Origin of the sequence: Chitinophaga sp. 180180018-3 (assembly GCF_037893185.1) — a bacterium.
GTDB lineage: Bacteria > Bacteroidota > Bacteroidia > Chitinophagales > Chitinophagaceae > Chitinophaga.
The window spans coordinates 3,444,136-3,468,908 of sequence record NZ_CP140772.1 but is presented as its reverse complement, the minus strand read 5'-3'; the positions used below and the strand labels follow the sequence as shown (position 1 = coordinate 3,468,908).

General features: G+C 47.6%; 21 protein-coding genes. 11 read left to right on the top strand and 10 right to left on the bottom strand.

Annotated features, from left to right (window positions below; genetic code table 11):
• Nucleotides 1–11 precede the first annotated feature (11 nt).
• The 4 genes from UNH61_RS13720 (at nucleotide 12) to UNH61_RS13705 (ending at nucleotide 3,905) form a co-directional block, all read left to right on the top strand.
• A complete protein-coding gene (locus UNH61_RS13720) occupies nucleotides 12–1,559 on the top strand; it encodes a carboxypeptidase (RefSeq protein ID WP_326992512.1) in 1,548 nt (515 codons plus the stop codon).
• Nucleotides 1,560–1,588: 29 nt separating this feature from the next.
• A complete protein-coding gene (locus UNH61_RS13715) occupies nucleotides 1,589–2,104 on the top strand; it encodes an FUSC family protein (protein ID WP_326992511.1) in 516 nt (171 codons plus the stop codon).
• 57 nt (nucleotides 2,105–2,161) lie between these two features.
• Nucleotides 2,162–2,998 carry a phosphatase PAP2 family protein gene (locus UNH61_RS13710; protein WP_326992510.1) on the top strand — a complete coding sequence of 279 codons (837 nt, stop codon included), beginning with the start codon at nucleotides 2,162–2,164 and terminating at the stop codon, nucleotides 2,996–2,998.
• 397 nt (nucleotides 2,999–3,395) lie between these two features.
• Nucleotides 3,396–3,905: a hypothetical protein gene (locus tag UNH61_RS13705; protein ID WP_326992509.1), complete on the top strand. Its 510-nt coding sequence runs from the start codon at nucleotides 3,396–3,398 to the stop codon at nucleotides 3,903–3,905.
• Here UNH61_RS13705 and UNH61_RS13700 read toward each other — a convergent pair.
• The 4 genes from UNH61_RS13700 to UNH61_RS13685 form a co-directional block, all read right to left on the bottom strand.
• Nucleotides 3,897–4,529 carry a phosphatase PAP2 family protein gene (locus UNH61_RS13700; protein WP_326992508.1) on the bottom strand — a complete coding sequence of 211 codons (633 nt, stop codon included), beginning with the start codon at nucleotides 4,527–4,529 and terminating at the stop codon, nucleotides 3,897–3,899. The two genes, UNH61_RS13705 and UNH61_RS13700, sit on opposite strands and share 9 nt — an antisense overlap.
• Nucleotides 4,530–4,539: 10 nt before the next feature.
• On the bottom strand, nucleotides 4,540–4,983 hold the full coding sequence (locus UNH61_RS13695; RefSeq protein WP_326992507.1) for a DinB family protein: 444 nt from the start codon (nucleotides 4,981–4,983) through the stop codon (nucleotides 4,540–4,542).
• 24 nt (nucleotides 4,984–5,007) lie between these two features.
• A complete protein-coding gene (locus UNH61_RS13690; RefSeq protein WP_326992506.1) occupies nucleotides 5,008–6,525 on the bottom strand; it encodes a serine hydrolase domain-containing protein in 1,518 nt (505 codons plus the stop codon).
• Nucleotides 6,526–6,656: 131 nt separating this feature from the next.
• Complete coding sequence (locus UNH61_RS13685) at nucleotides 6,657–7,055, bottom strand: hypothetical protein (protein WP_326992505.1); 399 nt, start codon at nucleotides 7,053–7,055, stop codon at nucleotides 6,657–6,659.
• A 57-nt stretch (nucleotides 7,056–7,112) separates the two neighbouring features.
• On the opposite strand from UNH61_RS13685, the gene pncB reads away from it, so the two are divergent.
• A complete protein-coding gene (gene pncB / locus UNH61_RS13680) occupies nucleotides 7,113–8,279 on the top strand; it encodes a nicotinate phosphoribosyltransferase (protein WP_326992504.1) in 1,167 nt (388 codons plus the stop codon).
• Between the two features lie 98 nt (nucleotides 8,280–8,377).
• On the opposite strand, the gene UNH61_RS13675 is transcribed toward pncB, so the two are convergent.
• Nucleotides 8,378–9,244, bottom strand: a complete 867-nt coding sequence (locus UNH61_RS13675; RefSeq protein ID WP_326992503.1) for a neutral zinc metallopeptidase — start codon at nucleotides 9,242–9,244, stop codon at nucleotides 8,378–8,380.
• Nucleotides 9,245–9,370: 126 nt separating this feature from the next.
• On the opposite strand from UNH61_RS13675, the gene UNH61_RS13670 reads away from it, so the two are divergent.
• Genes UNH61_RS13670 through UNH61_RS13660 form a run of 3 tightly spaced genes read left to right on the top strand, consistent with a single transcriptional unit; the run spans nucleotide 9,371 to nucleotide 13,516 of the window.
• Entirely contained in the window at nucleotides 9,371–10,381 is a 1,011-nt protein-coding gene (locus UNH61_RS13670) for an NADP-dependent oxidoreductase (RefSeq protein ID WP_326992502.1), read from the top strand.
• 8 nt (nucleotides 10,382–10,389) lie between these two features.
• A complete protein-coding gene (gene fdhD / locus UNH61_RS13665; protein WP_326992501.1) occupies nucleotides 10,390–11,229 on the top strand; it encodes a formate dehydrogenase accessory sulfurtransferase FdhD in 840 nt (279 codons plus the stop codon).
• Entirely contained in the window at nucleotides 11,222–13,516 is a 2,295-nt protein-coding gene (locus UNH61_RS13660) for an FdhF/YdeP family oxidoreductase (RefSeq protein ID WP_326992500.1), read from the top strand. Before fdhD ends, UNH61_RS13660 begins: the two co-directional genes overlap by 8 nt.
• A 25-nt stretch (nucleotides 13,517–13,541) precedes the next feature.
• Here the strand turns inward: UNH61_RS13660 and UNH61_RS13655 are convergent, their stop codons facing one another.
• The 3 genes from UNH61_RS13655 to UNH61_RS13645 form a co-directional block, all read right to left on the bottom strand.
• Nucleotides 13,542–14,612 (bottom strand): nitronate monooxygenase, encoded by a 1,071-nt coding sequence (locus UNH61_RS13655; protein WP_326992499.1) that lies wholly within the window; start codon nucleotides 14,610–14,612, stop codon nucleotides 13,542–13,544.
• A 54-nt stretch (nucleotides 14,613–14,666) separates the two neighbouring features.
• A complete protein-coding gene (locus UNH61_RS13650; RefSeq protein ID WP_326992498.1) occupies nucleotides 14,667–16,514 on the bottom strand; it encodes a hypothetical protein in 1,848 nt (615 codons plus the stop codon).
• A 300-nt stretch (nucleotides 16,515–16,814) separates the two neighbouring features.
• Nucleotides 16,815–17,573, bottom strand: a complete 759-nt coding sequence (locus UNH61_RS13645; RefSeq protein ID WP_326992497.1) for a DUF695 domain-containing protein — start codon at nucleotides 17,571–17,573, stop codon at nucleotides 16,815–16,817.
• 422 nt (nucleotides 17,574–17,995) lie between these two features.
• Between UNH61_RS13645 and UNH61_RS13640 the strand changes: the two genes are divergently transcribed.
• The 3 genes from UNH61_RS13640 to UNH61_RS13630 all read left to right on the top strand — a co-directional run bounded on the left by UNH61_RS13640 (nucleotide 17,996) and on the right by UNH61_RS13630 (nucleotide 22,597).
• Complete coding sequence (locus UNH61_RS13640) at nucleotides 17,996–20,488, top strand: outer membrane beta-barrel family protein (RefSeq protein WP_326992496.1); 2,493 nt, start codon at nucleotides 17,996–17,998, stop codon at nucleotides 20,486–20,488.
• A 121-nt stretch (nucleotides 20,489–20,609) separates the two neighbouring features.
• Nucleotides 20,610–21,842: an IS4 family transposase gene (locus UNH61_RS13635; protein ID WP_326992329.1), complete on the top strand. Its 1,233-nt coding sequence runs from the start codon at nucleotides 20,610–20,612 to the stop codon at nucleotides 21,840–21,842.
• Between the two features lie 281 nt (nucleotides 21,843–22,123).
• On the top strand, nucleotides 22,124–22,597 hold the full coding sequence (locus UNH61_RS13630) for an acyl-CoA thioesterase (protein ID WP_326992495.1): 474 nt from the start codon (nucleotides 22,124–22,126) through the stop codon (nucleotides 22,595–22,597).
• 3 nt (nucleotides 22,598–22,600) lie between these two features.
• Here UNH61_RS13630 and UNH61_RS13625 read toward each other — a convergent pair whose 3' ends face one another.
• Nucleotides 22,601–24,373 (bottom strand): ABC transporter transmembrane domain-containing protein, encoded by a 1,773-nt coding sequence (locus UNH61_RS13625; protein WP_326992494.1) that lies wholly within the window; start codon nucleotides 24,371–24,373, stop codon nucleotides 22,601–22,603.
• A 138-nt stretch (nucleotides 24,374–24,511) separates the two neighbouring features.
• Entirely contained in the window at nucleotides 24,512–24,709 is a 198-nt protein-coding gene (locus UNH61_RS13620; RefSeq protein ID WP_326992493.1) for a hypothetical protein, read from the bottom strand.
• Nucleotides 24,710–24,773 lie beyond the last annotated feature (64 nt).

The following is a 24,773-nucleotide window of genomic DNA, read 5'->3' as shown; positions in this document are numbered from 1 at the left end:
AGATCTGCTTCATGAACTTAATGAGAAAACCACTGTTACTGCCTTGCCTGCTGGCAGTTCTCCATCAGCCTGTTCAGGCCCAGCAAAAAAAGTCCGGCGACACCGCACCCGCAAAGGAAAAAGAAGAACCTATGCCCCGCTGGTCGGTCAACCTGAACCCGGATACAACTGTTGTCAGTTATCATGATGTAACCGTAAAAGGACAACGTATCCCCTATAAGGCCATTGCCGGAACGCAGCCTGTATGGGACCAGGACGGCAAAGTGATGGCGGGATTATTTTATACCTATTATGAAAGAACCGATATAAAAGACCGTAGCACCCGTCCTCTGCTGATTTCCTTTAATGGCGGGCCGGGCACTCCTTCTGTATGGATGCAGATAGCCTACACCGGGCCCCGTTTGCTGAACATTGATGTAGAAGGCTACCCCGTACAACCGTACGGTATACACGAAAATCAGGAATCTGTGCTCGACATAGCTGATATACTCTATATAGATCCGGCCAACACCGGTTTTTCGAGGATCATTGCTAAAGACGCACCCCGGGAAAAGTTTTTTGGGGTTAATGCAGATATCAAGTACCTCGCTGAATGGATCAACACCTTTGTATCGAGACAAAACCGCTGGGCATCGCCTAAGTTCCTGATCGGCGAAAGCTACGGCACCACCCGGGTATCGGGCCTTGCACTGGAGCTGCAAAATGCTCAATGGATGTACCTGAACGGGGTGATACTCGTATCTCCGACTGACCTGGGAATTTCCCGCAACGGCCCGGTAGATGCAGCACTGAGGCTACCTTATTTCGCAGCTACCGCCTGGTACCACAAAATGCTACCGGCCGATCTGCAACAGAAAGATCTCACCGAGGTGCTGCCTGAAGTAGAATCCTTTACCATCCACGAACTCATTCCGGCCATTAGCCAGGGCGGCTTCCTCGACGAACAACAACGGCAGAACATGGCGGCCAGGATCGCCCGCTATTCCGGTCTTCCGCAGAAAACCATCCTGCAGCACAACCTGGATGTTCCCACTTCTTTTTTCTGGAAGGAGCTGTTACGTGATAAAGGTTTCACTGTAGGCAGGCTCGACTCCCGCTACCGTGGCCTCGACCGGGAAGATGCAGGTAACGGCCCTGATTACAACGCCGAACTGACCTCCTGGTTACACGCCTTCACTCCTGCTATCAACATCTACCTCCGGGAAGAGCTCAAATTCAAAACAGACCTGAAATACCTGATGTTTGGCCCGGTACATCCCTGGGACAATAAGGGCGATAATACCGGCGAAAACCTCCGTGGCGCCATGGCTGCCAATCCCTGGCTGCATGTCATGATACAATCGGGCTACTACGACGGTGCCTGCGACTACTTCAACGCCAAATACAGCATGTGGCAAATGGACCCCGGCGGTAAACTGAAAGACCGCCTCTCCTGGCATGGCTACCGCAGCGGCCATATGATGTATCTTCGCAAAGACGACCTGAAAACAGGCAACGACGATATACGAGCATTCATTAAAGCAGCGTTGCCGAAACCGGGAGAAGCAGCGCGGTATTAGAATTCCCGATTCTTAATTTAAATTGCAGTATGCTCGATAAACAACGAATTAAACGCATACTGATATACGCCGCCAAATGCGTTACTGGCGTACTGCTGGTGATGGGGATCTCCTGGGCCATTAACTACAACGATATCATCTGGGTATTAATCTCCGTTATGCTCGTGTTATCCCCCGACGGATCAGATGCAGTAACGCTGGCGGTTACACGAATTAAGGCCAATCTGATTGGTGCATCCTCCGGATTCATGCTGATACTTGTACATCCCAACCTGATAGTCATGATGAGCATCGCGGTGGTGATTACCGTCATTGCCTGCAACCTGTTGCAGGTAGAGGCCGCTACAAGAACGGCGCTGGCCGCCACCATTATTGTAATGACCCATGAAGCCGGGCAACATGTGTGGGATACCGCCGTGGCAAGGGTTTTATCAGTGTTGGCGGGGTGTTTACTGGGATTGCTCATCACCTTTGTTTTCCATAATAAATACGCAAGACAAACAGCTGAAATGATACTTCCGGGGCAAGACAGGGGCGGCGAATGACAAAAAACAGAATTTCTTCAGAATTTAGCGCTATTTTTGAGGGATATAGAGCGTTACATGAGGAAAATGATTTTTTCAGCAGGACTGGCCATCAGCGCATTTACCTGCACTTCAGCATCAGCACAACAAACAGATACTCTTCCATCAACACCAGATACGGTTCATCTCAACGCCACCCAGGCGGTTGCGAAAATGCAATCCAGGCCGGAAGGACGTTTCCATACTACTATAGCCGGGATCGCAGTTCCTGCAGCCTTGATGGGCTATGGTTTTCTTGCGTTGAACAATCCTACCCTGAGAGATCTTAATAACAGCACCAAAGACGAGTTGAAAGAGGATCATCCCAGGTTCAATACGGGCATAGACAACTTTCTTCAATTTACGCCGGCTGTTGCCGTGTATGTACTCAATGCCGCCGGCGTACATGGTAAACACAATTTCCGCGACAGGACCATCATTCTGGGAATTTCTGCATTGTTCACCGCAGGTTCTGTGGAAGGAATAAAACACGTGACCCATGAAGAACGTCCTGATGGATCCGATTTCTATTCGTTTCCCTCAGGCCATACTGCTACTGCTTTTGCTTCTGCCGAATTCCTCCGGCAGGAATATAAAGATGTTTCACCCTGGATCGGCGTTGCCGGATATGCCGTAGCTACCGCTACTGGTGCACTCCGGGTTTACAACAATAAACATTGGGTAAGCGATGTAATTGCAGGCGCCGGATTCGGTATCCTCAGCACCAAAGCAGCGTATTGGGTTTATCCGACCATACAACGGTGGATCTTTAAGGAAAAAGATAAGAGTACCGCTGCATCCAGCAAGGTTATACTCCCCTATTATAATCCTGAATTTCACAGCGCCGGGCTTAGCTTCATTTTCTTCCCACGCTAATTGCATTTAAAAACATAGCAATACCACCAACGGATATTACGTTGACTTATATTATAAAAATAAAGAAGATATTAAGAGGGAATTATGTGGGGGTTAACCCCTAAAGCTGACCAGACTATGAACACCCGTTATTTTACAGTTGAGCAAAGTTGCAGGTTTCTCCTGAATATATCCGCAATTATTTTGTTAACGTAAGAAAAAAATCCCCCTTTCAGTAGCATAATAGCCACCAGACCGCTTACCAAAACTTTTTCCCTGCCGTTAACATCGCATTTACAATTGCATCCAATGGATGGGGTAATTTTATGCTTTCAAAAAGACACACGAGACGATGTTATCCCATCAATCTATTTAAAATGATCCTGTTAGTTAAAGCCATACCTCAATACCCATTAGTATGTATGTACCTGTAATCATTTTGATTCTCTTCCTGCTTTGGTATGCCCGTTTCAGAGTCAGGGGCGCTCTTTTTGTGCCCTCCGGCGGCAGGAAGCCTGGCCCTGTTAAGGGAGAAGATGCCATCAGAGCTGTCAGAATTGTGGGGGTTTCGAACAGTACGTTTGCTGTTTCAAAATACCTGCGTAGTGTCAGAAATACTTCCGACAGCAGATTTATCACCCTCGCAGTAGACCAGGTCATCACCACTGCAATGGGCACCACACATCATTCGAAGTTGATGGAAAACCTCGCTCCGGGAGAAGAACGGCGCCTCGGACATAGCGACCATGTGCGTGAAGGGAAATACCAGATCTTTATCGGCTATGAGATTCTTTGGGCGCGGTATGTGCCGGCTCCGGAAGGATATAGCGGTATGTCTGTGAGTAAGCAGGTTTCCACCGAATTACTAAGGCAGCACCAGCATTCACTGATCCGGGAAATGGAAGATAAAAGCGACCTGTTAACGTGACGGCCTCGCAAACCATCTGTTCATCAGACTGATCCAGACCATGGTTGCGAATACACCGAGCAGTGCGCCCGCTGTAACATCTTCCAGGAAATGCTGGCTCATATACATCCGTGAATAAGCCACCAGCATGGCCAGCAAGAGGTATACCAGCGAGAGGTATTTATTTTTTGCGTAATACGCCAACACCGTAGCCGCCGTAAATGCGCACACACTGTGACCGGAAGGGAAACTCCGGAAATTATCCAATACAGTAACCCCCGGTACAAAATAGATCTGCAATAAACGATCTGCAAAATACCGGTGCGGGCGCGGAAACCCTACCAGGGTTTTCAAACTGAAACTAATGATCGACGTGAATATATATGCCGTAGCCATCACCAGACCGGCACGCCGGCGGATCGCCAGCAATAAGAGAGAGATCAGCACGGCCGCTGATACACTTCCCAAATCTGTGATATACGGGAATACCTTGTCTCCCGCCGGTGTATGCAACCCGTTGATGAAGAAAAATGCGGTGGTTCTGCTTACAAAAAAGATCCGGGCAATTAATATACAAATCACTATTGCCAGAAATACAATAAGAAAAACCTTCAGCCGCTGGCAAACATCAACGAACTGTTTCATAAAAAAGATACTATTGGGTTAAACGACGATGGTAATTGATCTGACCCAGATGATAATTCAGGTGAGTACTCAGGTGCACCAGGAAATGCCCGGTAGACATAGATCCCGAAAAAACTTTCTCAGGATACGTGCTATCCATGTCTTCCGGCGAAAGCCCCGCAATAACACGAAGTATAATTCTTCGGGTAGAGCCAATCAACACCAGCAACTCCTCCGTGGGAACATGACTTGCGTTGAACTCCAACTCACGGTTACGGATATACCCTGTTTTCCCCAACACAGCACCGATAAAGTGTTGCAGGTTTCCGCAGATATGTAAACACAGATTCCCTGCACTGTTATTAATACCGGGTGGTACCCGCCATATCCCTTCTTCAGTGCCATAAGCGGCTATTTCTTCCTCCAGTTTACTGAGGTCCCGCTCAAATAGATTAATCAATATTCCGGTAAGCATGCAATAAAGATAGCAAAAGCTATGTTATCTGCTTTTATTTTGGGGCATTTGTTCCAGCAATTTTTGCAATGCAGTCCTTCCCTCATTATTACCGGGATTCATTGTAACAGAAAGCCGGTACATCGCTATGGCAGCATCTTTCCGGTTATTGATAACCAGTGCCGCTGCATAGCTGTCGTACACGTTCCAGCTGCCCGGGAACAACAAGGTATTCAGTTTCAAAGCTTCCAGCCCTAACGCGGGATAGCCATTCCAAAGCAATTCGAGCCCCTGCGTATTCAGTTCCCTTTCATCGAGGTAGTAGTGGGCAGTATCTCTTTTCAACGTATTGAACTGCGCGGTTGCCAGATCCGGTCCACCACTGACCAGGGTTTGCGCATAAACGGAAGCCAGCGACCGCTTCTCCGGGAATGGAGGCCGATGGTTCAGCAGGTACATGGCATTGATGCCGTTGCCATGCACATTGCGATGCGTAACGTTATCCAATACTATCACTGTCTGACGACGGGAAATGTTGCGGAGGAACACGGTTACAATCCCCGGCGCGCCACCTGAATGCCAGACCACTTTGCCGATACTGGTATCCCGCAATATATTCCAGCCAAGCCCGTAATACGACTGTCCGGAGCCCCATCCCATCGCTGCTTTCTGGCCATTATTCAGGGTCCCCGGCGTCCAGGCTTCTTCCAGTGTTTCCTGCCGGAGCAAACGGTTACCATAAAGTGCTTCATCAAAACGCAGCAAATCATCTGTTGTACTCACCACATAACCAGGGCCTAATATTCCTCCCAGTATGGTATTGGGAATCCGGTACCGGGGCAAACTATCAACCCGCAACAGATCGGCCGGCGCATACCCATAAAAATCGTAATTAACACTGCGCTCCGGATCAGGATGCCGCAACAAGGCCGATGCCAGATAGGTATGCGTCATTCCTGCTGCCCGGAAAATGTAACGCTCCATATATGCCGGATACGACATGCCACTACATTCTTCAATGATAAGCACCAGCAATCCATATCCGATATTAGAATAGCTCCAGCGCTCACCTGGAGGCGGCAACACCATTTCATACCGTTTCAATGCAGGAATGATATCCGCGTTCGTAAAAATCCTGCCGGTATCTTCCCGGTGAGGCTTTTCGAATATCTGGTAGTCCTGCAAACCGGAAGTATGCTGCAACAGCTGCCGTATAGTAACCCCTGTAAGCGGGAAATCAGGCAGATACTGCTGTACCGGGTCATCCAGTTTCAGCTTGTTCTTTTCCTTCAACTGGAGTATAGCCGTTGCCGTGAATGTTTTTGATACCGACGCCAGCTGAAACCTGGTGTCCGCCTTGTTGAGCTGATGGTCCTCCACATTGGCATAACCAAACTCACGCCTGTATATCTCCTTCCCTTTCTCCACTACCAGTACATTGCCGTTAAAGGCATGATCTTTATATATAGATTCAAAAAGACTATCCAGCTTTTCCCGGACCTCCTGTGCCGTTGATGCAATACAATAAAAGCATATAACAATCGTCAATGACAGGTAACGCATAGTAAGGATTTAGTAATTGAATAAACTAATTCAATATACGAAAAAATTCGTACATCAACAAATCTCCTTACCATTTGTTATTCGCTGGATAACAATATTCCCTGTAAATACGCTACTGCTACGACTTCTGGCTAGTTCACACTAAAAAGTGGTTGCACATCCAGCATTGCCTTTTGGTAAGCTGTTTCAAAATCTTCCCATTTACCGCTGATGCCTATACGATGTTTGGTACCATCGATTAAATCAAATTCTGCTATCTTACTATTAAATCCATGTTTACCTCTGCGGAAGTTTGTAATATCGGCGAGCTGGAATTCGCGAAATTTTTTTCCTCTCGATAACAGCCAGCCAATAACGCCGAATAAAAAAATAGCCATCATGGGTTTGGCTTCAAAAACAATTCTTTCGCTGGTCAGGTAAAACGTTCCCTGTTTGGCCTGTATTTTACTTTTGAGGTAAACTCCGTTTAATTTCAATAGTATGGTTTCTTTTGGGTTAAGCGGCCATTTAACTTTAATAGTCTTCTGCATAATTGTGAAAATGATAAGACTCAAAGATAAAACTATCTTAAATTTAAAATAGCAATAATGATCCTGACATCTATTCTCGACAATGATTTCTACAAATTCACCATGCAGCATGGTGTTGTGAAGTTGTTCCCAAAAGCCCGCGCCCGCTACACTTTTATCAATCGTGGCCAGCATTCTTTTCCGCAGGGCTTTGCTGAAGCATTGAGAGAAGAAGTGAACAGTATGTCGCAGTTACAGCTGACCGACGAGGAAAAGAATTTCCTGGCTGTCACCTGTCCTTATCTGGATCCTACTTACCTCGATTTTCTGCAGGGCTATCGTTATAATCCTGATGAAGTACATATAGCCCAACATGGTGAAGCGCTGGAGGTGCATGTAGATGGTTATTGGTATCGTTCCATTCTCTGGGAAGTGCCGATGATGTCGCTGATTTGTGAACTGTATTACCGGCTTACCGGCCAACAGCGCGTACCTGATGACGAAGTGATTCGCATTACAAAAGAGAAGATAGAAAAGTATAAAGAGATGGGCATCACCATCGCGGATTTCGGCACCCGGCGCAGGCATTCGCTGGAGGTACACCGCCTGGTAGTGAAAACGCTGCACAAATACGGCGAAGGCTGCTTTATAGGCAGCAGCAATGTACACCTGGCCATGCGCAACGGCATTAAGCCAGTGGGCACACATGCCCATGAATGGTTTATGTTTCATGCTGCCAAATACGGCTTTAAAATGGCGAATATGCTCGGCCTTGAAAACTGGGTACAGGTGTACCGGGGCGACCTTGGCATTGCGCTTTCTGATACCTACACCACCCCTGTATTCTTCGAACAGTTCGATAAGAAATTCGCGAAATTATTCGACGGCGTGCGGCACGACAGTGGCGACCCTATCCTGTTTGCCGACCGTACCATCATGCACTATAAAGGGAAAGGCATTAACCCGCTCAGTAAAACCATTATTTTCTCGGATGGACTGGACTACGAAAAAGTAGCCAACATCGCCACTTATTGCCGGGGAAAAGTGGGAATGTCGTTCGGCATAGGTACCAATTTCACGAACGACGTAGGGCTGACAGCTCTTAATATTGTAATCAAAATGTACGAAGCACTTCCCGATGATGATGTCCGCTGGACACCAGTAGTGAAGCTTTCTGATATCAGTGGTAAATATACCGGGGATGAAAAAATGATTGAACTGGCGAAACAGCTGCTGAGCCTTTAGTTGAATTACGAATTACGAAAAGCGTAGGAGATATAAGCGAACAAAGTGATAACTCGCTTATATCTCCTACGCTTTTCGTAATTCCTAATTCGTAATTCTCACCACGCTCCCAGCCCTATCCCGGTATCTCCCTGTGCCACATCTCCTGATTCAAAACCTTTCTTAAACCAGAACATACGCTGTGCGGAAGTACCATGTGTAAAGGCATCCGGTACTACCTGGCCGGTGGCTGCCTTTTGCAGGCGATCGTCCCCTACTGCGCTGGCGGCATTCAAACCGGATTCAATATCGCCCGGATCCAGAAATGGCTTGATTTTATTCGCCTGATTAGCCCAGACACCCGCCAGGAAATCGGCCTGCAGTTCCAGCATAACCGATAATTTGTTGTACTCTTTTTCACTCAGCCGCGAGCGCATCGCCTGCATCTTACCGCTGATCCCCAGCAGGTTTTGTACATGGTGCCCCACTTCGTGTGCAATAACATAAGCCTTGGCAAAATCGCCTTTTACGCCGAACTGTTGCTCCAGTTCATTAAAGAACGATACATCAAGGTACACTTTTCGGTCGGCCGGACAGTAGAACGGGCCCATCGCAGATTCTGCAAGGCCGCAGCCAGAGGTGGTTCCCTGCTGAAATAAAGCCATTCCCGGCACCTGATAGTTCTTGCCGTGGTCCTGGAACTCTTTTGTCCATACCCGCTCCGTGCTCCGCAGCACTTTGGCCGACATGATTTCAAAAGGGCTCGCATTTGCCTTCGTCAGTTTCTCTGACGTTTCGCCTTGCCCCTGGCCAGAGCCCTGGGCCTGCTGAACTGCCTGCATGACCTGATTAGGGTCCTGCTTAAAGAACAAAGCCAGCAATAGAATGATAATGCCGCCAATACCGCCGCCGATCCCAACGGTTCGCATACCACCACCGGATCGTTTCTCGACGTTGTCGCTCATTTCTTCATCATCAAGACGCATAGTAGAATTCAGTTTAAATGATAAAAATTTACAACCCGAATGTACATTTTTCAAATGTATTTACCGACATTCCACCTGCTAAACAAAAGCATTATTTTCCTGTTAACTATTGTAAAATCCCATTGTATGAAGGTAAAACAGATCCTGCTGGCTTCCCGCCCCAACGGACTACCCACCGCCAGCAATTTTAAAACTACGGAAACCAGTCTGCCAGCCCTCAATGAAGGTGAAGTACTGATAAAACCAATCTATCTCTCTGTTGATCCGTATATGCGTGGCCGTATGAATGATGGTAAATCATACATTCCTCCTTTTGTAGTTGGTGCACCTATAGAAAGTGCCGGTGTGGGCGAAGTGGTGGAGAGTCGCGCTGAACAGTTCAAACCAGGCGATCGTGTGCTGACTACCGGCGCACGGCCATTTCTGCCCTGGGCTACTGCTGCCATTTTCACCGCGGAACAGCTGCGGAAAACAGATCCCGCCGTGCCTCCTACCTATTACCTCGGAGTACTGGGCGTGCCGGGTCTCACTGCGTATTTTGGTATCATTGATATAGGTAAGCCTAAACCGGGTGAAACAGTAGTGATATCCGGTGCAGCCGGAGCCGTAGGCATTGCAGCCGGACAAATCGCTAAAATCATGGGCTGCCGCGTAGTGGGCATCGCAGGAGGTACAGAAAAAATAAAGCTGCTGACCGATAACTTTAACTTCGATGCCGCCATCGATTACAAAGGCAATCCCGACATCCGTGCGGCCATTGGCGCCGCCTGCCCGAATGGTGTCGATATTTACTTCGACAATGTAGGCGGTGAAATTACGGATGCTGTGATGTACCATCTGAATTTCTTTGCCCGTATTCCGCTCTGCGGGCAGATCTCCCAGTATAACACCACGGAAGAGTCTATGGGCCCCCGCCTGCTCCACATCCTCGTCACTCGTAGTGTGCTCATGCAGGGATTCATTATCGGCAACTACGCCTCCCGTTTCGGGGAAGGTATCAAACAACTGTCGGAATGGGTGAAGGCTGGCAAAATAAAATACACGGAAACTATCGTCGAAGGTTTTGATCATCTGCCCGACGCCCTGCTGGGATTATTTTCGGGCAAAAACAGCGGTAAGATGGTGGTGAAAGTGTAATTTTGGATATGACAAATGCTGTTGTTTATACCCTTGTAAAAAAAGTAGCCGGCGCTGGCATTACCGAAGCCAGTGACCTGTTGGCTGCCGAAGAGCCACTGGAAATAAGACTGGTTCACGGACCTTCGCATAATCGCCGGTTGCAACACATTGCTGTTACTATGCGTACACCCGGACAGGATCAGGAACTGGCCGCCGGCTTTTTGTATACTGAAGGCATTATTACCAACAGTAATGATATCAGCGAAATAATTATTACGGGAGATAACACCGCAACAGTTCATCTGGCGCCCGGTACCCAGCCCAGGCTTGGGGGGACACAACGGAACTTTACCGCTACTGCCGCCTGCGGCGTATGCGGTAAAACTGCGATCGATGATATTCATACAGGCGTTAACGTTATAGCATCTGACTTTACTTTTCCGGCAGAAAAACTATTCGGCCTACCCGGCATATTACGTGGCGAACAGGCGTTATTCGAGCGCACCGGTGGATTGCATGCTGCGGCCCTGTTTAACCCGAACGGCGAGCTACTGCTGCTCCGGGAAGATATAGGCAGACACAATGCTGTCGATAAACTCGTTGGAACAGCCCTTGTACAACAACTGCTTCCGCTTAAGCAATGCGTGCTGCTGCTAAGCGGACGCGCTGGTTTTGAGCTCATACAAAAAGCGGCCATGGCGGGTATTCCCGTGATTGCTGCCATAGGCGCGCCTTCCGGCATGGCCGTGAAAATGGCGCAACAATGGAACATCACTTTAGCCGGCTTCCTGAAAGATCAGCACTTCAACATCTACAGTGCTGCTGAAAGAATCAGTTTCACCTCAAATCCTCATCCACATGGATAATGCAGAGAATCCCATACGGTTTACCGGTATCCGGCTTTCACACCCCAAGACCACTGCAGCGGGGATCCCCGCCGTGATCTCCGGCATGAAACATATCCTGGAGGAAATGAATGCCTTCCGCGGGATGAAAGCATTGCTGGAACTCAATCAGAAAGATGGTTTCGACTGCCCCGGCTGCGCCTGGCCCGATCCCGACAACGAACGCTCCGGCATCGCCGAATATTGCGAGAACGGCGCCAAAGCTGTTGCTGAAGAGGCTACTACCAAAAAGCTGACGCCCGATTTCTTTGCACAACATAGCATAGCCGAATTGGGCGCACTCACCGATTACGAAATAGGTAAAAAAGGCCGCATAGCCCAGCCTATGTACCTGGCAGCCGGCGCTACTCACTATACACCTGTCTCCTGGGAAAAAGCGTACGGAATTATTACTGGTCATCTCCGGCAGCTAACTGTTCCCGATGAAGCAGTATTCTATACTTCCGGGCGTACCAGCAACGAAGCTGCTTTTCTCTATCAGCTAATGGTCAGGGAATTTGGTACCAACAACCTGCCCGACTGCTCCAATATGTGCCACGAATCCAGCGGGGTGGCCCTTACCGACGCGCTGGGCATCGGTAAGGGCTCTGTGACGCTCGATGATATCCATCATGCGGAAGTGATCATCATTCTCGGGCAAAATCCGGGTACCAACCATCCCCGCATGTTGACGGCCCTTCAGAAAGCCAAGGAAAACGGCGCCGTAATCATCGCGGTAAATCCACTTCCCGAAACCGGTTTACTGAATTTCCTGAATCCTCAAACGGTAAAAGGCGTGCTGAATATACGCACACATCTTACTGATATTTTTCTGCAGGTAAAAATCAATGGCGACATGGCACTGCTGAAAGCCATTGCACTGCTGTTGTTACAGGAAGATGAAAAAGCGCCAGGGTCCGTATTTGACCACGAATTTATGGCAGCTCAGACGGAAGGCGCCGCTGCCTACCTCGATCATCTTAGAACACTTAATATCCACGAATTGATTGCTGCCAGCGGCGTTGATCACGTACTGGTAGAACAGGCCGCACAAGCGCTGCTTCATAAACGCAGGATTATCGCCTGCTGGGCCATGGGACTTACCCAGCACAAGAATGCAGTAGACACGATCCGTGAAGTAGTGAACCTGCTATTGCTCAAAGGCAGCGTGGGCAAGCCCGGCGCCGGCACCTGCCCTGTCAGGGGGCATAGCAACGTTCAGGGCGACCGCACCATGGGCATCTACGAGCAACCCTCCGCAGCATTCCTCGACAAACTACACGAAGTATACGGTTTTGCTCCACCACGCCAACATGGCTACGACGTAGTAGCTGCCATCCATGCCATGCATCGGGGCCATGCAAAAGTTTTCATTGGCATGGGTGGAAATTTCCTTTCCGCTACTCCCGACACGCTATACACCGCCACGGCGCTGCGCAACTGCCGGCTTACCGTACACGTATCTACGAAGTTAAACCGCAGTCACCTCGTACATGGTCGGGAAGCACTGATCCTGCCCTGCCTGGGCCGTAGCGATAAAGATATTGTACAGGGCGAACAACAATTCGTTACCTGCGAAAACTCTATGGGCGTCATTCAGATGTCGAAAGGTAATCTGCATCCCATCTCTGATGAACTGAAAAGTGAGCCGGTGATTGTCTGCGAACTGGCTGCCAGCCTGTTAGGTAGCAGCTCCACTGTACCCTGGGCAGAATATGCACAACACTATGATCGTATCCGCGATGATATTGAAAAAGTTATTCCCGGATTCGACGATTATAATAAAAGAGTACGGCACCCCGGAGGGTTCTATCTTCCGAACAACGCCAGGGAAGGACGTTTCAACACTTCTTCCGGTAAAGCACTTTTCAATATCGCACCGGTTAGCATTACTCCGCTGGCGGCCGACGAATATATGATGATGACCATCCGCAGCCACGATCAGTTTAACACCACCATCTACGGTCTCGATGATCGTTACCGGGGCATCTACCACGAAAGAAGGGTGATCCTCATGAATCCCGCCGATATTGCAGCCGGCGGCTTCCACGCAGGCGACATCGTGGACCTGTTTAACTATCATAATCATTCCGAACGCGTGGCGCAGGGATTCATTGTGGTAGCCTACAGCATTCCGGAAAGATGCACCGCTACCTATTTTCCGGAAACGAATGTATTGGTGCCGGTCGACAGTGTTGCAGATAAAAGTAATACGCCCACTTCTAAACTGGTGATCATCAAAATAAAACCGTCAAACATAAAAAATTAATATAGGCAACCTATAATCCGGGAGGCTATACAATGGCCGGCGAGCTACCAGCTTCTCTCACTATCTCCGCGAAAATATCTGCAGTACTCCAGGCCCGGGCTTTGCCGGCTGCCTGTCCGGCCCACATATTGAAAAGTTCAGGATTATCCTGTTCCCTGGCAGCTTTACGACCTGCCTGAGTAAGCACGTCCTGATACGGATAACCACTGATCTCCAGCCCGGAAGCATCTACGGCTGTAATAAATGCATTGCGTACGCCTCTTGCCCAGCGTCCGGAAAAAGCGCGGGTTAATAGTGTATCCGTATCCGTTATACCGGCGAGTGCGGCTTTATGTGCAGGTGTGGCGAGGCTTTCATGCGAACGCAGAAAAACGCTGCCCATCTGAACACCGGCAGCACCCAATGCCCTGGCTGCGAGCACTCCCCTGCCGTCCATGATACCGCCTGTGGCTACAACGGGTACCCTTACCCGATCTGCCACCTGGGGTACCAATGCCATCGTCCCGATCCGGGGAAGTTCTCCGGGCAGAAAACTTCCCCGGTGACCACCTGCTTCAATTCCCTGTGCCACAATAACGTTACTCCCCGCTTCTTTCAACGCCACCGCCTCAGCTACAGAGGTGGCCGTTCCCATTAGTATAACGCCGTGTTCTTTCAGCATCCGGAATCCTTCAGCATCAGGCATTCCGAACGTGAAACTGATATGCTTAATACCCGCTGCCAGCACCGCGGGCAGCTGATCCCGCCAGGAATGATAAGGCACTTCATCAAAGCTGATCCTGGCCGCCGTGATATGATGGGCCTTATAAAGCGACTGCAGGAAGTCCTGCATATCGTCGAAAGTTTTGCGTTCGTAAGATACGGCCGGTTCATAGGTAAACAGATTAACGGCAAAGGGTTGCGGGGTGAGTGCCTTCACTTCCCGGATCAGGGCTGTTACTCTCTCCGGCGATAAACCACCTACCGGCAGTGAGCCCAGCCCACCACTGTTACTTACAGCTGCGACCATGGCAGGTGTTGTAATTCCCAACATCGGCGCTTGTATCAGGGGATAATTGATACCCAGCAGGCGGGTCAGCTCATTCTTCCATTCCATGACTGAGAGATTTAGTACTATAAATGTAGGGATTTTTATACCCCACCAGCCTTGTTAGCGGAAAAGGATCACTGATGGCATTTTCAGCGGAGATACATCGAAACGGAAATCTACTATGGTGGTGATCTCCAGCAGGAAACCCTTCATGGGCGGGGGCGCATCGGGGTAGTAATATCCGGATACTTTGATCGTGTTTAATGCAAGGTTTTCATTCCTTACCCGGAAACCTCCGCCCAGTCCCAGTTTGATAGGATTCTGTAACAGGTCGTCGTGCTTGTAGTTAAGCATAGATGCCTGCAGGGAGGTGAAGAAGTTGAATTTAAAGCCCATGATTTTCAGCGGGCTGTAGTAAACAGTTTCGGACGACATATTCAGCCGCTGAAACCCGTTCAGTAAAGTATTCCTGTATCCCCAGATGCCATATTCCATGTTTATGTTCAGCGGCTTGTTGAAAAACGGATTAGGACTGTTCAGGTAATCCAGGTTAATGAACTGCCTGAACCTGGATTTACGGAAGGTAAGCAGGCGGCTGTAATATTCAACCCGGGCGTGCATCACGGCATCTTCTGTTGCATTATGCAGCCAGTAGGTACTAACGCCAACGCTTGTACTAAAAAGTCCCTGGTTCTTTGTGGTCCAGTATTTCTGTGCCTCCAGCCCCGAATACATTCTCCGGCGGCCTTTCCAGCTTTCCCATCCCCCGGTGGCGCTGACATTATATCCCAGCGGAATATCCTCTGTTCGCCCGAATCCGAAGAAGTAGTGTGCTTTAAAATAGTCGACCTGGTATGCCTGCAGCTGAAGCAGATATAGCCGGTGGTTATTGTAGATGGGATCATCCTTGTACCTTAGCTGATCCGGCTTTCGCTGGAAATACAGGTTGTAGTGCCGGGCCAGCAATGCCAGGTTGGGCTTACGTCCGGTGGTACCATTACTGTTATAGTGATTGATGAAGTTATAACCTATCCAGCCATCGATGATGCGGTATTTATAATCTCGATAGGTGCTATCATCCGGTTGTGGCACGGCGCCCCGGATATTGATAGACCAGTTCTGCGATAACGCCAGGCCCCCCACCCATTTAGCGGAGTTGCGGTACAAAGGCCGGGTGAAGTTAATGTATACGGCCCCTTCATAGGAGTTAGTGTCCAGCTGGGCATAGTTATTCAGCGTGGTATATCCCAATGCTACGTCCACGAACGATCCCAGGAGGTTGTATTTGGTATAGCGCACTTCTGTATTCCATGTCGGGGAAAAATCCGAACGCCACTGGAATCCAAATCTCAGCCCTTCCCCTGCCCCAAAGAGATCGTTGTTAGACACGCTGGCCCGGATATCCTTCGCGCTGAACTGGCTCAGATCCGCCCCATACTCAAACAGGTCTTTTGTTACCACTTCCACATCTATCGAGTCGCCCACCTCATTCTTTATATACAAACGGGCATCCTGGATAAAAGGGCGGTTACGCAGATAACGTTCATTGTCGGCCATCTCAAACGGATTCAAACGATCGTTCTCCCGGAAAAAAAGCGATTGCCGGATCACCCATTCCCGCGAATCGTAATGCAGGCGGTTCGCCAGGTGAATCATCTTCATACTGGTGGTAAAAGTGGTATCGTTGATATTGCTGGGACCAAACACTTTTACTTTCCGGTAATTGATATTTCTGATCACCTTTCCGGCAAAGGGGGTAAAATAGGCTTCACTCTTAATAATGGTGCTGTCGTTGTCATTCGATTCCACGGTCTCATTCTGCCGGGTAATGCGCCTGATAAGCGACTGGCGGTATTCTTTGTTACGGATAGAATCCCGGTATTCACCGATCATCTTAAACAAGCCGCTCCTGTGCGGATGGGTGGGAACAGTATCTGCTGCTAAAGGCACCTGCGCAAACACTTCCATGTGCAGGCAGATCAACCAGCACAGGACAGTTATTGTAGGCCATATTTTGCGATAATTCATCAATTCTAGCAGCAGTAACAAGTATATCGAAAAAAAATGAAATTGCAACAAATGCAATTTTGCATTTACCGCAGCGGCAATATTGTAAGGTGAAACGGATTAACGGGCAAAGTGTTACAACAATGATCAGGTTGCCGTTATCACTACAGTACAGCAGGCATCCCTCAAATGTACAAACGCAAAGGGTAAAGTGATATTGCCTTCGCCCTTTGCGTTTGTGTTATAAAAAGAGAATGCTTTCTATTTCATAATAGAGGTTTCCCATCCATCATATTCCGCATTGACCTGCTGGGCCAATTCCCACAAGCTCATCACCACATTGTCGATGGCTGCTTCATCCGCTCTGTCGCTACGGGAAATACATAACTTGAACGGGAATTCCGGATTATCGGTTTTCTCATCGCGGGTAAGCGCAAAACCATTTTCTTTAATATGTTCCCAATAAGCTGTCTTGTCTTCCTCCGATCTGAAATGTATCCAATGCTCTATCGGGCGCTCCTTTTCAGAAATATCGCCATGCTGCCGCAGCATACGCAGCACTTTCCGGTTTTGTATTCGCTGAAATTCATATACGTCCGGGAACAGAAAATCAAAATACAGTTCCCAGTTATTGTCTTCCTTCACACCATAATCATAACGGTATTCAGGAAACTTTACCATCGCATCTGTAATGTATTTATCATGCAGTAACGTAGTGCCTGCATAAAAATAAAAATCACGTACACCATTGGAAAAAGTCCGCCCCACAAAGTGAGCATCCAGCTTCGACTGTAACTGTTCCACAAGGCTATCTTCGATTTCTCCCATCATGGCAAATTCATCATTCTGCGGGAATCCGTCTTCACGTGGATGGTTGAGATACACACTTATATATATGGCATTAGGCTTTTCCTTCAATGGCGCAAATCGTCTCAGATCAAGGTCAAGGCCTATTACAGCTGGACTTTCTTCAATATGGCACGTATAAATATCCCAGTCCGGTCGGTAATCCTTATGCATATAAAAAAATTAAAATAACGCATCAGCGGGCTGTAAAGATACGTAGCTCTCCGTTACAATGGAAAAGATAAACTTATGAAGACCACTTTTTTATACGCAAAATTTGATGTAAGGAAAAGAGCCTATAGCTCTTAGTCTTCAGAAAATGTGGCGGAGATCACAACATCATCTCCACTGCATTTTCTGAAGACTAAAAACTAAAGGCCAAAAACTCTGCTAACACCTTTAACACTATTTAACAGTCGTGGCCCGGGCCGGCTTGCGTTCCTACAACCGGCTACCACAAAGAATCCTGCGCAATTCTGTAGTTAAAACGCTGTACTGTAGAGGTTTTTACACAGTCCTTTCATCCCAAAAAATGGCCATTCCTCATTCATAAAAACTAATTTTACGGCGCTATAAATAAATTGTTGGAAGCTATTATGAGAAGAATTGTATCGCTAATTACAGGCTGGCTCTTATTATTTTGTATCGCTGCTGTGGCACAACAACCGGGAGGCGGCAAAGCTCCGGGCGCCGCCGCCGGCACTATATATGGGAAACTGCTGGACGCGCAAAGCAATAAACCTATTGAGTATGCATCTGTGGCGCTGCTGCGACCGGATTCATCTGTGCAAACCGGGATGCTCTCTAAACCAAACGGCGATTTCAGTTTCGAAAACATTCCTCTTAATAAGTATATACTCCGGATCAACTTTATCGGGTACGAAACCGTATACCGGAATGCAGCACTGTCGGGCAAATCCGGTAGTATCGATATCGGGAACGTGAAGCTTAAACCTAATGTGAAGTCGCTCAGCGCCGTGAATGTAGTTGGCGAAAAACCAGCCTTTACCATGGCCATCGACAAGAGAGTGTTTAATGTAGAAAAAAACCTTTCCAGTATTGGTGGTACTGCTACTGATGTGCTGAAACAGGTTCCTTCCGTGAATGTGGACATCGACGGCAATGTAACTGTGCGTAACGGGACTCCTACCATTTTTATAGATGGCCGTCCTTCTACCCTCACCCTGGATCAGATCCCTGCGGATGCCATCCAGAATATCGAAGTCATCACCAACCCTTCCGCTAAATATGATGCAGAAGGTATGAGCGGGATCCTGAATATTGTGCTGAAGAAAAACAAGAAAGCAGGTATCAACGGCGTGATCAATGCCGGCGCCTCTTCTCTAGGAAGTACCAACGCTGGTATCGATTTTAACCTGCGACAAGAGAAATTCAATTTCTTCATCAACTATAACATGCGTAACCGCAAGTCGCCGATGACGAGCAGGCTGTTCCGGAAAAACCTGGGCGCCGATACCACTAATTATACGGAACAACTGGAAGACGGCGACTTCTATCGTAAATTCCAAACTGGTCGCATTGGGTTCGACTGGTTCATGGACAACCGCAATACCATTAGCCTCTCGGAAAACCTGACCGGCGGTAATTTCAATAAATACAATACGCAGGTGGTAAATGAACTGGATGCACATCAGCAGAAAGTTCGCTACGGCACCGGCATCGATAATACACTCAATGGTTTCCGCAACTATACCACGCAGCTGGGCTATAAGCATACTTTTGCCACAGAAGGTGAAGAGCTGACTGCCGACTTCACCTATAACTATGCCACCGGCGACAATGGCTCCGACTTTTCCCTGCAATACTTTGATCCCTCCGGCAAACCGATCTATGATCCGAAAAAGCCACAGCTGCGTAATGGTAGCGGAAAAGGAACCACTACTTACCTGACTGCCCAGGTAGACTATGTAAAACCGTTCAATGAAAAATCCAAGCTCGAAATGGGACTGCGCAGCAATACCCGCAAATTCGACAGCTACACCAATACATTCGGCCAGAGCTACCCGTCCGGCGATTTTATCCTGGACTCATCACTATCTAACAGTTACCACTACAGTGAGCAGATCAACGCCGCTTATGCCAGCTATACCGGCGGCATCAATAACTTCGGCTACCAGGTAGGTTTAAGGGCAGAGCAATCGAACTACGATGGAGAAACCCGCTTGGGTCAGAAGGCATCGTACAAAGTCAACTACCCGGTGAACTTCTTTCCCAGTGTTTTTCTCTCCCAAAAATTCAAAGGCGATCATGAACTGCAGCTGAACTACAGTCGCCGTATACGCCGGCCCTGGTTCCGCGACCTGCTGCCTACTATCGATTACAGCGGTCAAAGCGCCAACACCGGTAATCCCGGCCTGAAGCCCGAATTCACCAACTCCTTTGAGTTATCATATCTGAAAGACATTGCTCATAAATACAATGTGCTGGTATCTTTATATTACCGTAATACCGACAACGCTATTACGGATTTCTATGCCGACACCACCCTCGTGCTGAACGGGCAGCCACAGAAAGTGGTACTCACTTATCCTATCAATGCGAGCACCCGCAACTCCTACGGTGCGGAAGTCACCGTCAGAGGTCAGCTGACTAAGATCTGGGATATCACTGCCAACGCCAATTTCGCACAAACAAAGATCGACGCTTCCAGCAATGGCAGCAGTCTCTCTAACCAGGGCTTTACCTGGTTCGGAAAATTGAACAGCAACACCAAACTTCCCTGGAATCTTACCTTCCAGGTGAGCGCCGAATATGAATCAAAACAAATCCTCCCGCAGGGAGTACGGGAGCCTAAATGGTCGGCCGATGCAGCTATCAAAAAAGATATGCTCAAAAATAAAGCCCTCTCCATTTCCCTCGGCATTAACGATATCTTCAACACCGATCGTAACCTTAGCTATACCAATACCACCTATTCCGAACAGGAATTTTACCGCAAACGCCTGACCCGCGAACTTCGGTTAAACGCCACCTGGCGCTTCGGAAAGCTGGATTCGAACCTCTTCAAACGTAAGAGCAACAAGTCGAAGGATAATGGTGGAGGAGATATGAACGGAGATAGCTATTAAAAAGAATTACGAATTAGGAATCTATAGTGTCCGGGGAAAATACAGGTAAGGATAAATAAAAGGAGGCCGATGTGGCCTCCTTTTTTAGTAAGTTTAAGTTACCACACTACAACTTACCATTATGAGCAAAAGTAGATTTTTTTCCGGACAGCCGATTTTTAATCAGTTACTTTCTTTTGTGCCCGCCACTTTAATCGATAAAGCGGCCAGGGAGACTAATGCAGACAGCTATTACAAGCAATTTAAGGCCTTTGACCATTTGGTAACCATGCTATTCAGCAGCTTTCATCAGTGTAGTTCTCTTAGAGAGCTAGTTACCGGGCTATTGGCTAATGAGCATCGGCTTAATCATCTAGGCCTTAAAAAAACACCTCGCCGTAGTACTATTTCAGATGCCAACAGGAACCGCCCTGTAGATTTTTTCAGCCAACTCTATCATTTACTATACCAACACCATTATCCACAACATTGCCCGGACAGCCGAACAAGAAACAGGTTGCATGATAGATTATTTATAGTGGATTCAACAACAATTAGTCTGTTTTCAACTGTGATGAAGGGTGCGGGTGTAAAAGGGTTAAATGGCAGGAAAAAAGGAGGTGTTAAAGCTCATGTGCTGATGCGAGCCAAAGATGAGTTACCCTGCTTTACTGTACTGACAGAGGCCGCTTGTAGTGACAGGAAATTTATGCAGAAGCTGCCCCTGGAGCCAGGCTCCATAATTGCCATGGATCGAGCTTATGTAAATTACACGGTAATGAAAGACTGGACCCAAAATGATATTACCTGGATCTCCAGGGTTACTAAAGGGATGAAAATAAAGGTACTTGAGCGCAAAAAAATAACATCGGCTGATAAAAAGAATGGAATTTTAAAAGACTGGATCATCCGACTTGGCAACCCAAAGACCTGTAAAAAAAGTCCGGTGCAGCAGGCCAGAGTCATTAGTATTTATGATAAAAAGACCCAAAAGAAGGTGCACTTACTCACTAACAATCAGACCTACGCTTGTTCTACCATTAGGAGATTGTACAAACAGAGATGGGATATAGAACTGCTATTCAAAAGAATTAAGCAGACCTCTCAATTAAGTAATTTTCTGGGAGACAATGAGAATGCCATTAGTATACAGGTATGGTGCGCTTTAATAAAAGATCTGCTTATAAAGATTGTGAAAGATCAATTAAAGCAACTGGGCTGCAGAATGTGGTCGTTTAGCAACCTGGCAGGTTTTCTAAGACTCCACCTCTCCACATACATTCTCCTAATTAAATTTCTAACCGAACCGGAGAAAGCACTTCTTTGTAATAATAAAGATGCAGACTTTATACAACTGAAATTATTCTCTCCTTAGAAAAGGGGCTTACTTTTTAGAGGCACCCTGAGAATTGAATATTTGAAATACATAATTGCCGATTTAGGCAAATATTCAATTCTCAGGGCACTCATTCCCTATTTTGTTAAGCCCCGAATCGTTAGGCTAAGATCTCTTAAATTTTCCCCGGACACTATAGAATTAGGAATTACGAATTATAAGCGGAGATCTTAGCGAGTGAATATATTTAATTGATATTATTCGCCAAGATCTCCGCTTATAATTCGTAATTCCTAATTCGTAATTCGTAATTTTATCTCATGGACTCTATCTACCACACCATCACCCTTCGCTTTCTCGCCGAGCCCTCCGATGTGAATTTCGGAGGAAAAGTTCACGGTGGCTCCGTAATGAAATGGATCGATCAGGCCGGATATACCTGCGCCGCCAACTGGAGCGGGCAATATGCTGTAACAGTTTATGTGGGGGGCATTCGCTTTTTTAAGCCCATCGCTATCGGCGACCTCGTGGAAATCAATGCAAAGATCATTTACACGGGGAACACCAGCATGCACATCTCTATAGATGTATTTGCAGGCAGTCCGCGACAACAGCAAAAAAATAAAACCACCCACTGCGTAATGGTATTTGCTGCGGTTGATGATACCGGCAAAACGATACCAGTACCCAAATGGACGCCTCACACCGATGAAGAGATTAATATGGAGCTATATGCAAAAAAACTAATGGACCTTAGAAAGGATATCGACGAAGAAATGAAGCCGTATATGTAGCCACTAGCTGCTAAACTGCATTTCACTAAGTGTACGGTACAATCCATCCTGCTCTATCAATTCGCCATGCGTACCTTCTTCTATGATATGACCTTTGTCGAGCACAATTATTTTATCAGCTTCCCTGATAGTAGAAAGGCGATGCGCTATTACAATAGAGGTCCGGCCTTCCATCAGTTTGTCGAGTGCATCCTGTACCAGTTTCTCTGATTCAGAATCCAGCGCCGATGTAGCTTCATCCAATATCAGGATACGTGGATTTTTCAATACCGCCCTGGCAATGGCGATGCGCTGACGCTGGCCGCCCGACAGCTGTATCCCCCTTTCTCCAACCACGGTGTCCATACCTGCCGGAAAACGCTGGATAAATTCCCAGGCGTTGGCCTGCCTTGCTGCGGCTTCCATTTCTTCCGCAGTTGCTCCCGGCTTGCCATAGGCAATATTTTCAGCAATCGTTCCACCAAACAGAAATACATCCTGCGGCACTACGGCCATCTGCGAGCGTAGCTCCGACAATGGAAATGCAGCACTATCTTTTCCATCAAAAAAGATATGCCCTGCTACCGGATCGTATAGGCGTAACAGTAATGATACCACTGTACTTTTCCCGGCGCCGCTCGGCCCCACCAATGCTACTTTCTGATCTGCATATACATCGAATGATATATTGTTCATAATGGTCAGGTCGGGCCTCGACGGATAATGGAAAGATACATCGCGGAAACTGATCTGTCCTTCGAGATGATTTTCCGGAGATATTGCCGTAACGGGATTAATATCTTCCGCAGGTTCATCCAGTATTTCCAACAGGTGCTCAGTAGCCCCTATACTTTTCTGCAGGTTCGTGTATACCTCCGCCAGCCCGGCAATGGAGCCGCCTATGAAGAGAGAATAAAGTACGAAAGATAACAACGAAGAAGTGGGCATTCCCATCGCCACTCCTCTCCAGATCACCGCTACCAGCGCCCCGAAAATACCCATGATAACGAAAGATGAAAAAGCACCCCGGTATTTGCCACTCTTCATTCCAATACGGGCTGCTTCGTTGGTGCGTTGCCGGTAGCGTGCTATTTCAAAAAACTCATTGGCAAAGGCCTTCACATTGAGGATGCCCTGCAGTGTTTCTTCCACCACCGTATTCGATGCAGCTACCTGCTCCTGTACTTCCTTCGAAAAACGCCGGATAAACTTGCCGAAGACCACCGCTGCTACCATCATCACCGGCAAAATAGCCAGCATAAAAGCAGTAAGCCCGGGCGATGTGATCAGCAGAATTACGACTCCTCCTACAATAATGATCATCTGCCGGATGAACTCCGCCAGCGTGGTGGTAAACGTTTCCTGCAGCAGCGAAATATCCGATGAAATACGGCTGCTTAACTCTCCTACTCTCCTTTCCAGGAAAAATTTCATCGGCAATTTGATCAGGTGATTATAGATCGTTTGCCGTAAGGTGGCCAGTGTCTTCTCTGTTACATTAACAAATAATACAGTACGGAAAAATGAAAAGATAGCCTGACCTATCAATACCGCCACCAGCAACACACCTGCTTTATTCATTCCTTTGAATAAACTGCTGTTGCTCTGTGGATTTACCAGGTCACCTAATAATTGCGGAAATGCAAGACCCGCAAGACTCGAGATCAACAGGAATAAAAGTCCAAGCGAAAATTGCGGCCAGTAAGGTTTTACATAACGGAACAGGCGGAATGTTTTCTTCAATGACGCCCTGGTAATGGGTTGTTTCTGCGCCGGGGCTGTAGTGTCGTTTTGCATTCGGATATAGTCTTTAATAGTCTGTATTACTGAGGTAGACGTAACAACTCCAAATATATTGTAAAAAACAGGGATAAAACATACCACACCGCCTCTTTAGGCTGTTCATTTTGGGGTGTTTTCTGTTCATTTTCAAAATTATGGGTGCAGGGTATCTCTCCGGGTCCTGGGACTGTCTACCGGTACCACACTCACACTGTCGACCTTAGGCATGGCCACGGCAGCAGAATCGGCTTTCCGGCTGGCTTCCCTGGAACTATTACAGGCAAACAGGAACAAACAAAGAATCCCTGTCACACATAACACGATACAGCTTTTGTAAATAATGGGTTGCATCACAAATAATCTTTATGTAAAAAATACCTGGGTTATTTTTTACCTGAGGAAAGAATTATGCCAA

What these genes read in the sequence shown, in the direction of transcription:
- UNH61_RS13720 (WP_326992512.1), top strand. Translation starts at nt 12, where the DNA reads ATGAACTTAATGAGAAAACCACTGTTACTGCCTTGCCTGCTGGCAGTT.
- UNH61_RS13705 (WP_326992509.1), top strand. Translation starts at nt 3,396, where the DNA reads ATGTATGTACCTGTAATCATTTTGATTCTCTTCCTGCTTTGGTATGCC.
- UNH61_RS13660 (WP_326992500.1), top strand. Translation starts at nt 11,222, where the DNA reads ATGGATAATGCAGAGAATCCCATACGGTTTACCGGTATCCGGCTTTCA.
- UNH61_RS13675 (WP_326992503.1), bottom strand. Translation starts at nt 9,244, where the DNA reads ATGCGTCTTGATGATGAAGAAATGAGCGACAACGTCGAGAAACGATCC.
- UNH61_RS13625 (WP_326992494.1), bottom strand. Translation starts at nt 24,373, where the DNA reads ATGCAAAACGACACTACAGCCCCGGCGCAGAAACAACCCATTACCAGG.
- UNH61_RS13650 (WP_326992498.1), bottom strand. Translation starts at nt 16,514, where the DNA reads ATGGAAGTGTTTGCGCAGGTGCCTTTAGCAGCAGATACTGTTCCCACC.
- UNH61_RS13630 (WP_326992495.1), top strand. Translation starts at nt 22,124, where the DNA reads ATGGACTCTATCTACCACACCATCACCCTTCGCTTTCTCGCCGAGCCC.
- fdhD (WP_326992501.1), top strand. Translation starts at nt 10,390, where the DNA reads ATGACAAATGCTGTTGTTTATACCCTTGTAAAAAAAGTAGCCGGCGCT.
- pncB (WP_326992504.1), top strand. Translation starts at nt 7,113, where the DNA reads ATGATCCTGACATCTATTCTCGACAATGATTTCTACAAATTCACCATG.
- UNH61_RS13700 (WP_326992508.1), bottom strand. Translation starts at nt 4,529, where the DNA reads ATGAAACAGTTCGTTGATGTTTGCCAGCGGCTGAAGGTTTTTCTTATT.
- UNH61_RS13690 (WP_326992506.1), bottom strand. Translation starts at nt 6,525, where the DNA reads ATGCGTTACCTGTCATTGACGATTGTTATATGCTTTTATTGTATTGCA.
- UNH61_RS13645 (WP_326992497.1), bottom strand. Translation starts at nt 17,573, where the DNA reads ATGCATAAGGATTACCGACCGGACTGGGATATTTATACGTGCCATATT.
- UNH61_RS13640 (WP_326992496.1), top strand. Translation starts at nt 17,996, where the DNA reads ATGAGAAGAATTGTATCGCTAATTACAGGCTGGCTCTTATTATTTTGT.
- UNH61_RS13695 (WP_326992507.1), bottom strand. Translation starts at nt 4,983, where the DNA reads ATGCTTACCGGAATATTGATTAATCTATTTGAGCGGGACCTCAGTAAA.
- UNH61_RS13715 (WP_326992511.1), top strand. Translation starts at nt 1,589, where the DNA reads ATGCTCGATAAACAACGAATTAAACGCATACTGATATACGCCGCCAAA.
- UNH61_RS13620 (WP_326992493.1), bottom strand. Translation starts at nt 24,709, where the DNA reads ATGCAACCCATTATTTACAAAAGCTGTATCGTGTTATGTGTGACAGGG.
- UNH61_RS13655 (WP_326992499.1), bottom strand. Translation starts at nt 14,612, where the DNA reads ATGGAATGGAAGAATGAGCTGACCCGCCTGCTGGGTATCAATTATCCC.
- UNH61_RS13635 (WP_326992329.1), top strand. Translation starts at nt 20,610, where the DNA reads ATGAGCAAAAGTAGATTTTTTTCCGGACAGCCGATTTTTAATCAGTTA.
- UNH61_RS13670 (WP_326992502.1), top strand. Translation starts at nt 9,371, where the DNA reads ATGAAGGTAAAACAGATCCTGCTGGCTTCCCGCCCCAACGGACTACCC.
- UNH61_RS13685 (WP_326992505.1), bottom strand. Translation starts at nt 7,055, where the DNA reads ATGCAGAAGACTATTAAAGTTAAATGGCCGCTTAACCCAAAAGAAACC.
- UNH61_RS13710 (WP_326992510.1), top strand. Translation starts at nt 2,162, where the DNA reads ATGAGGAAAATGATTTTTTCAGCAGGACTGGCCATCAGCGCATTTACC.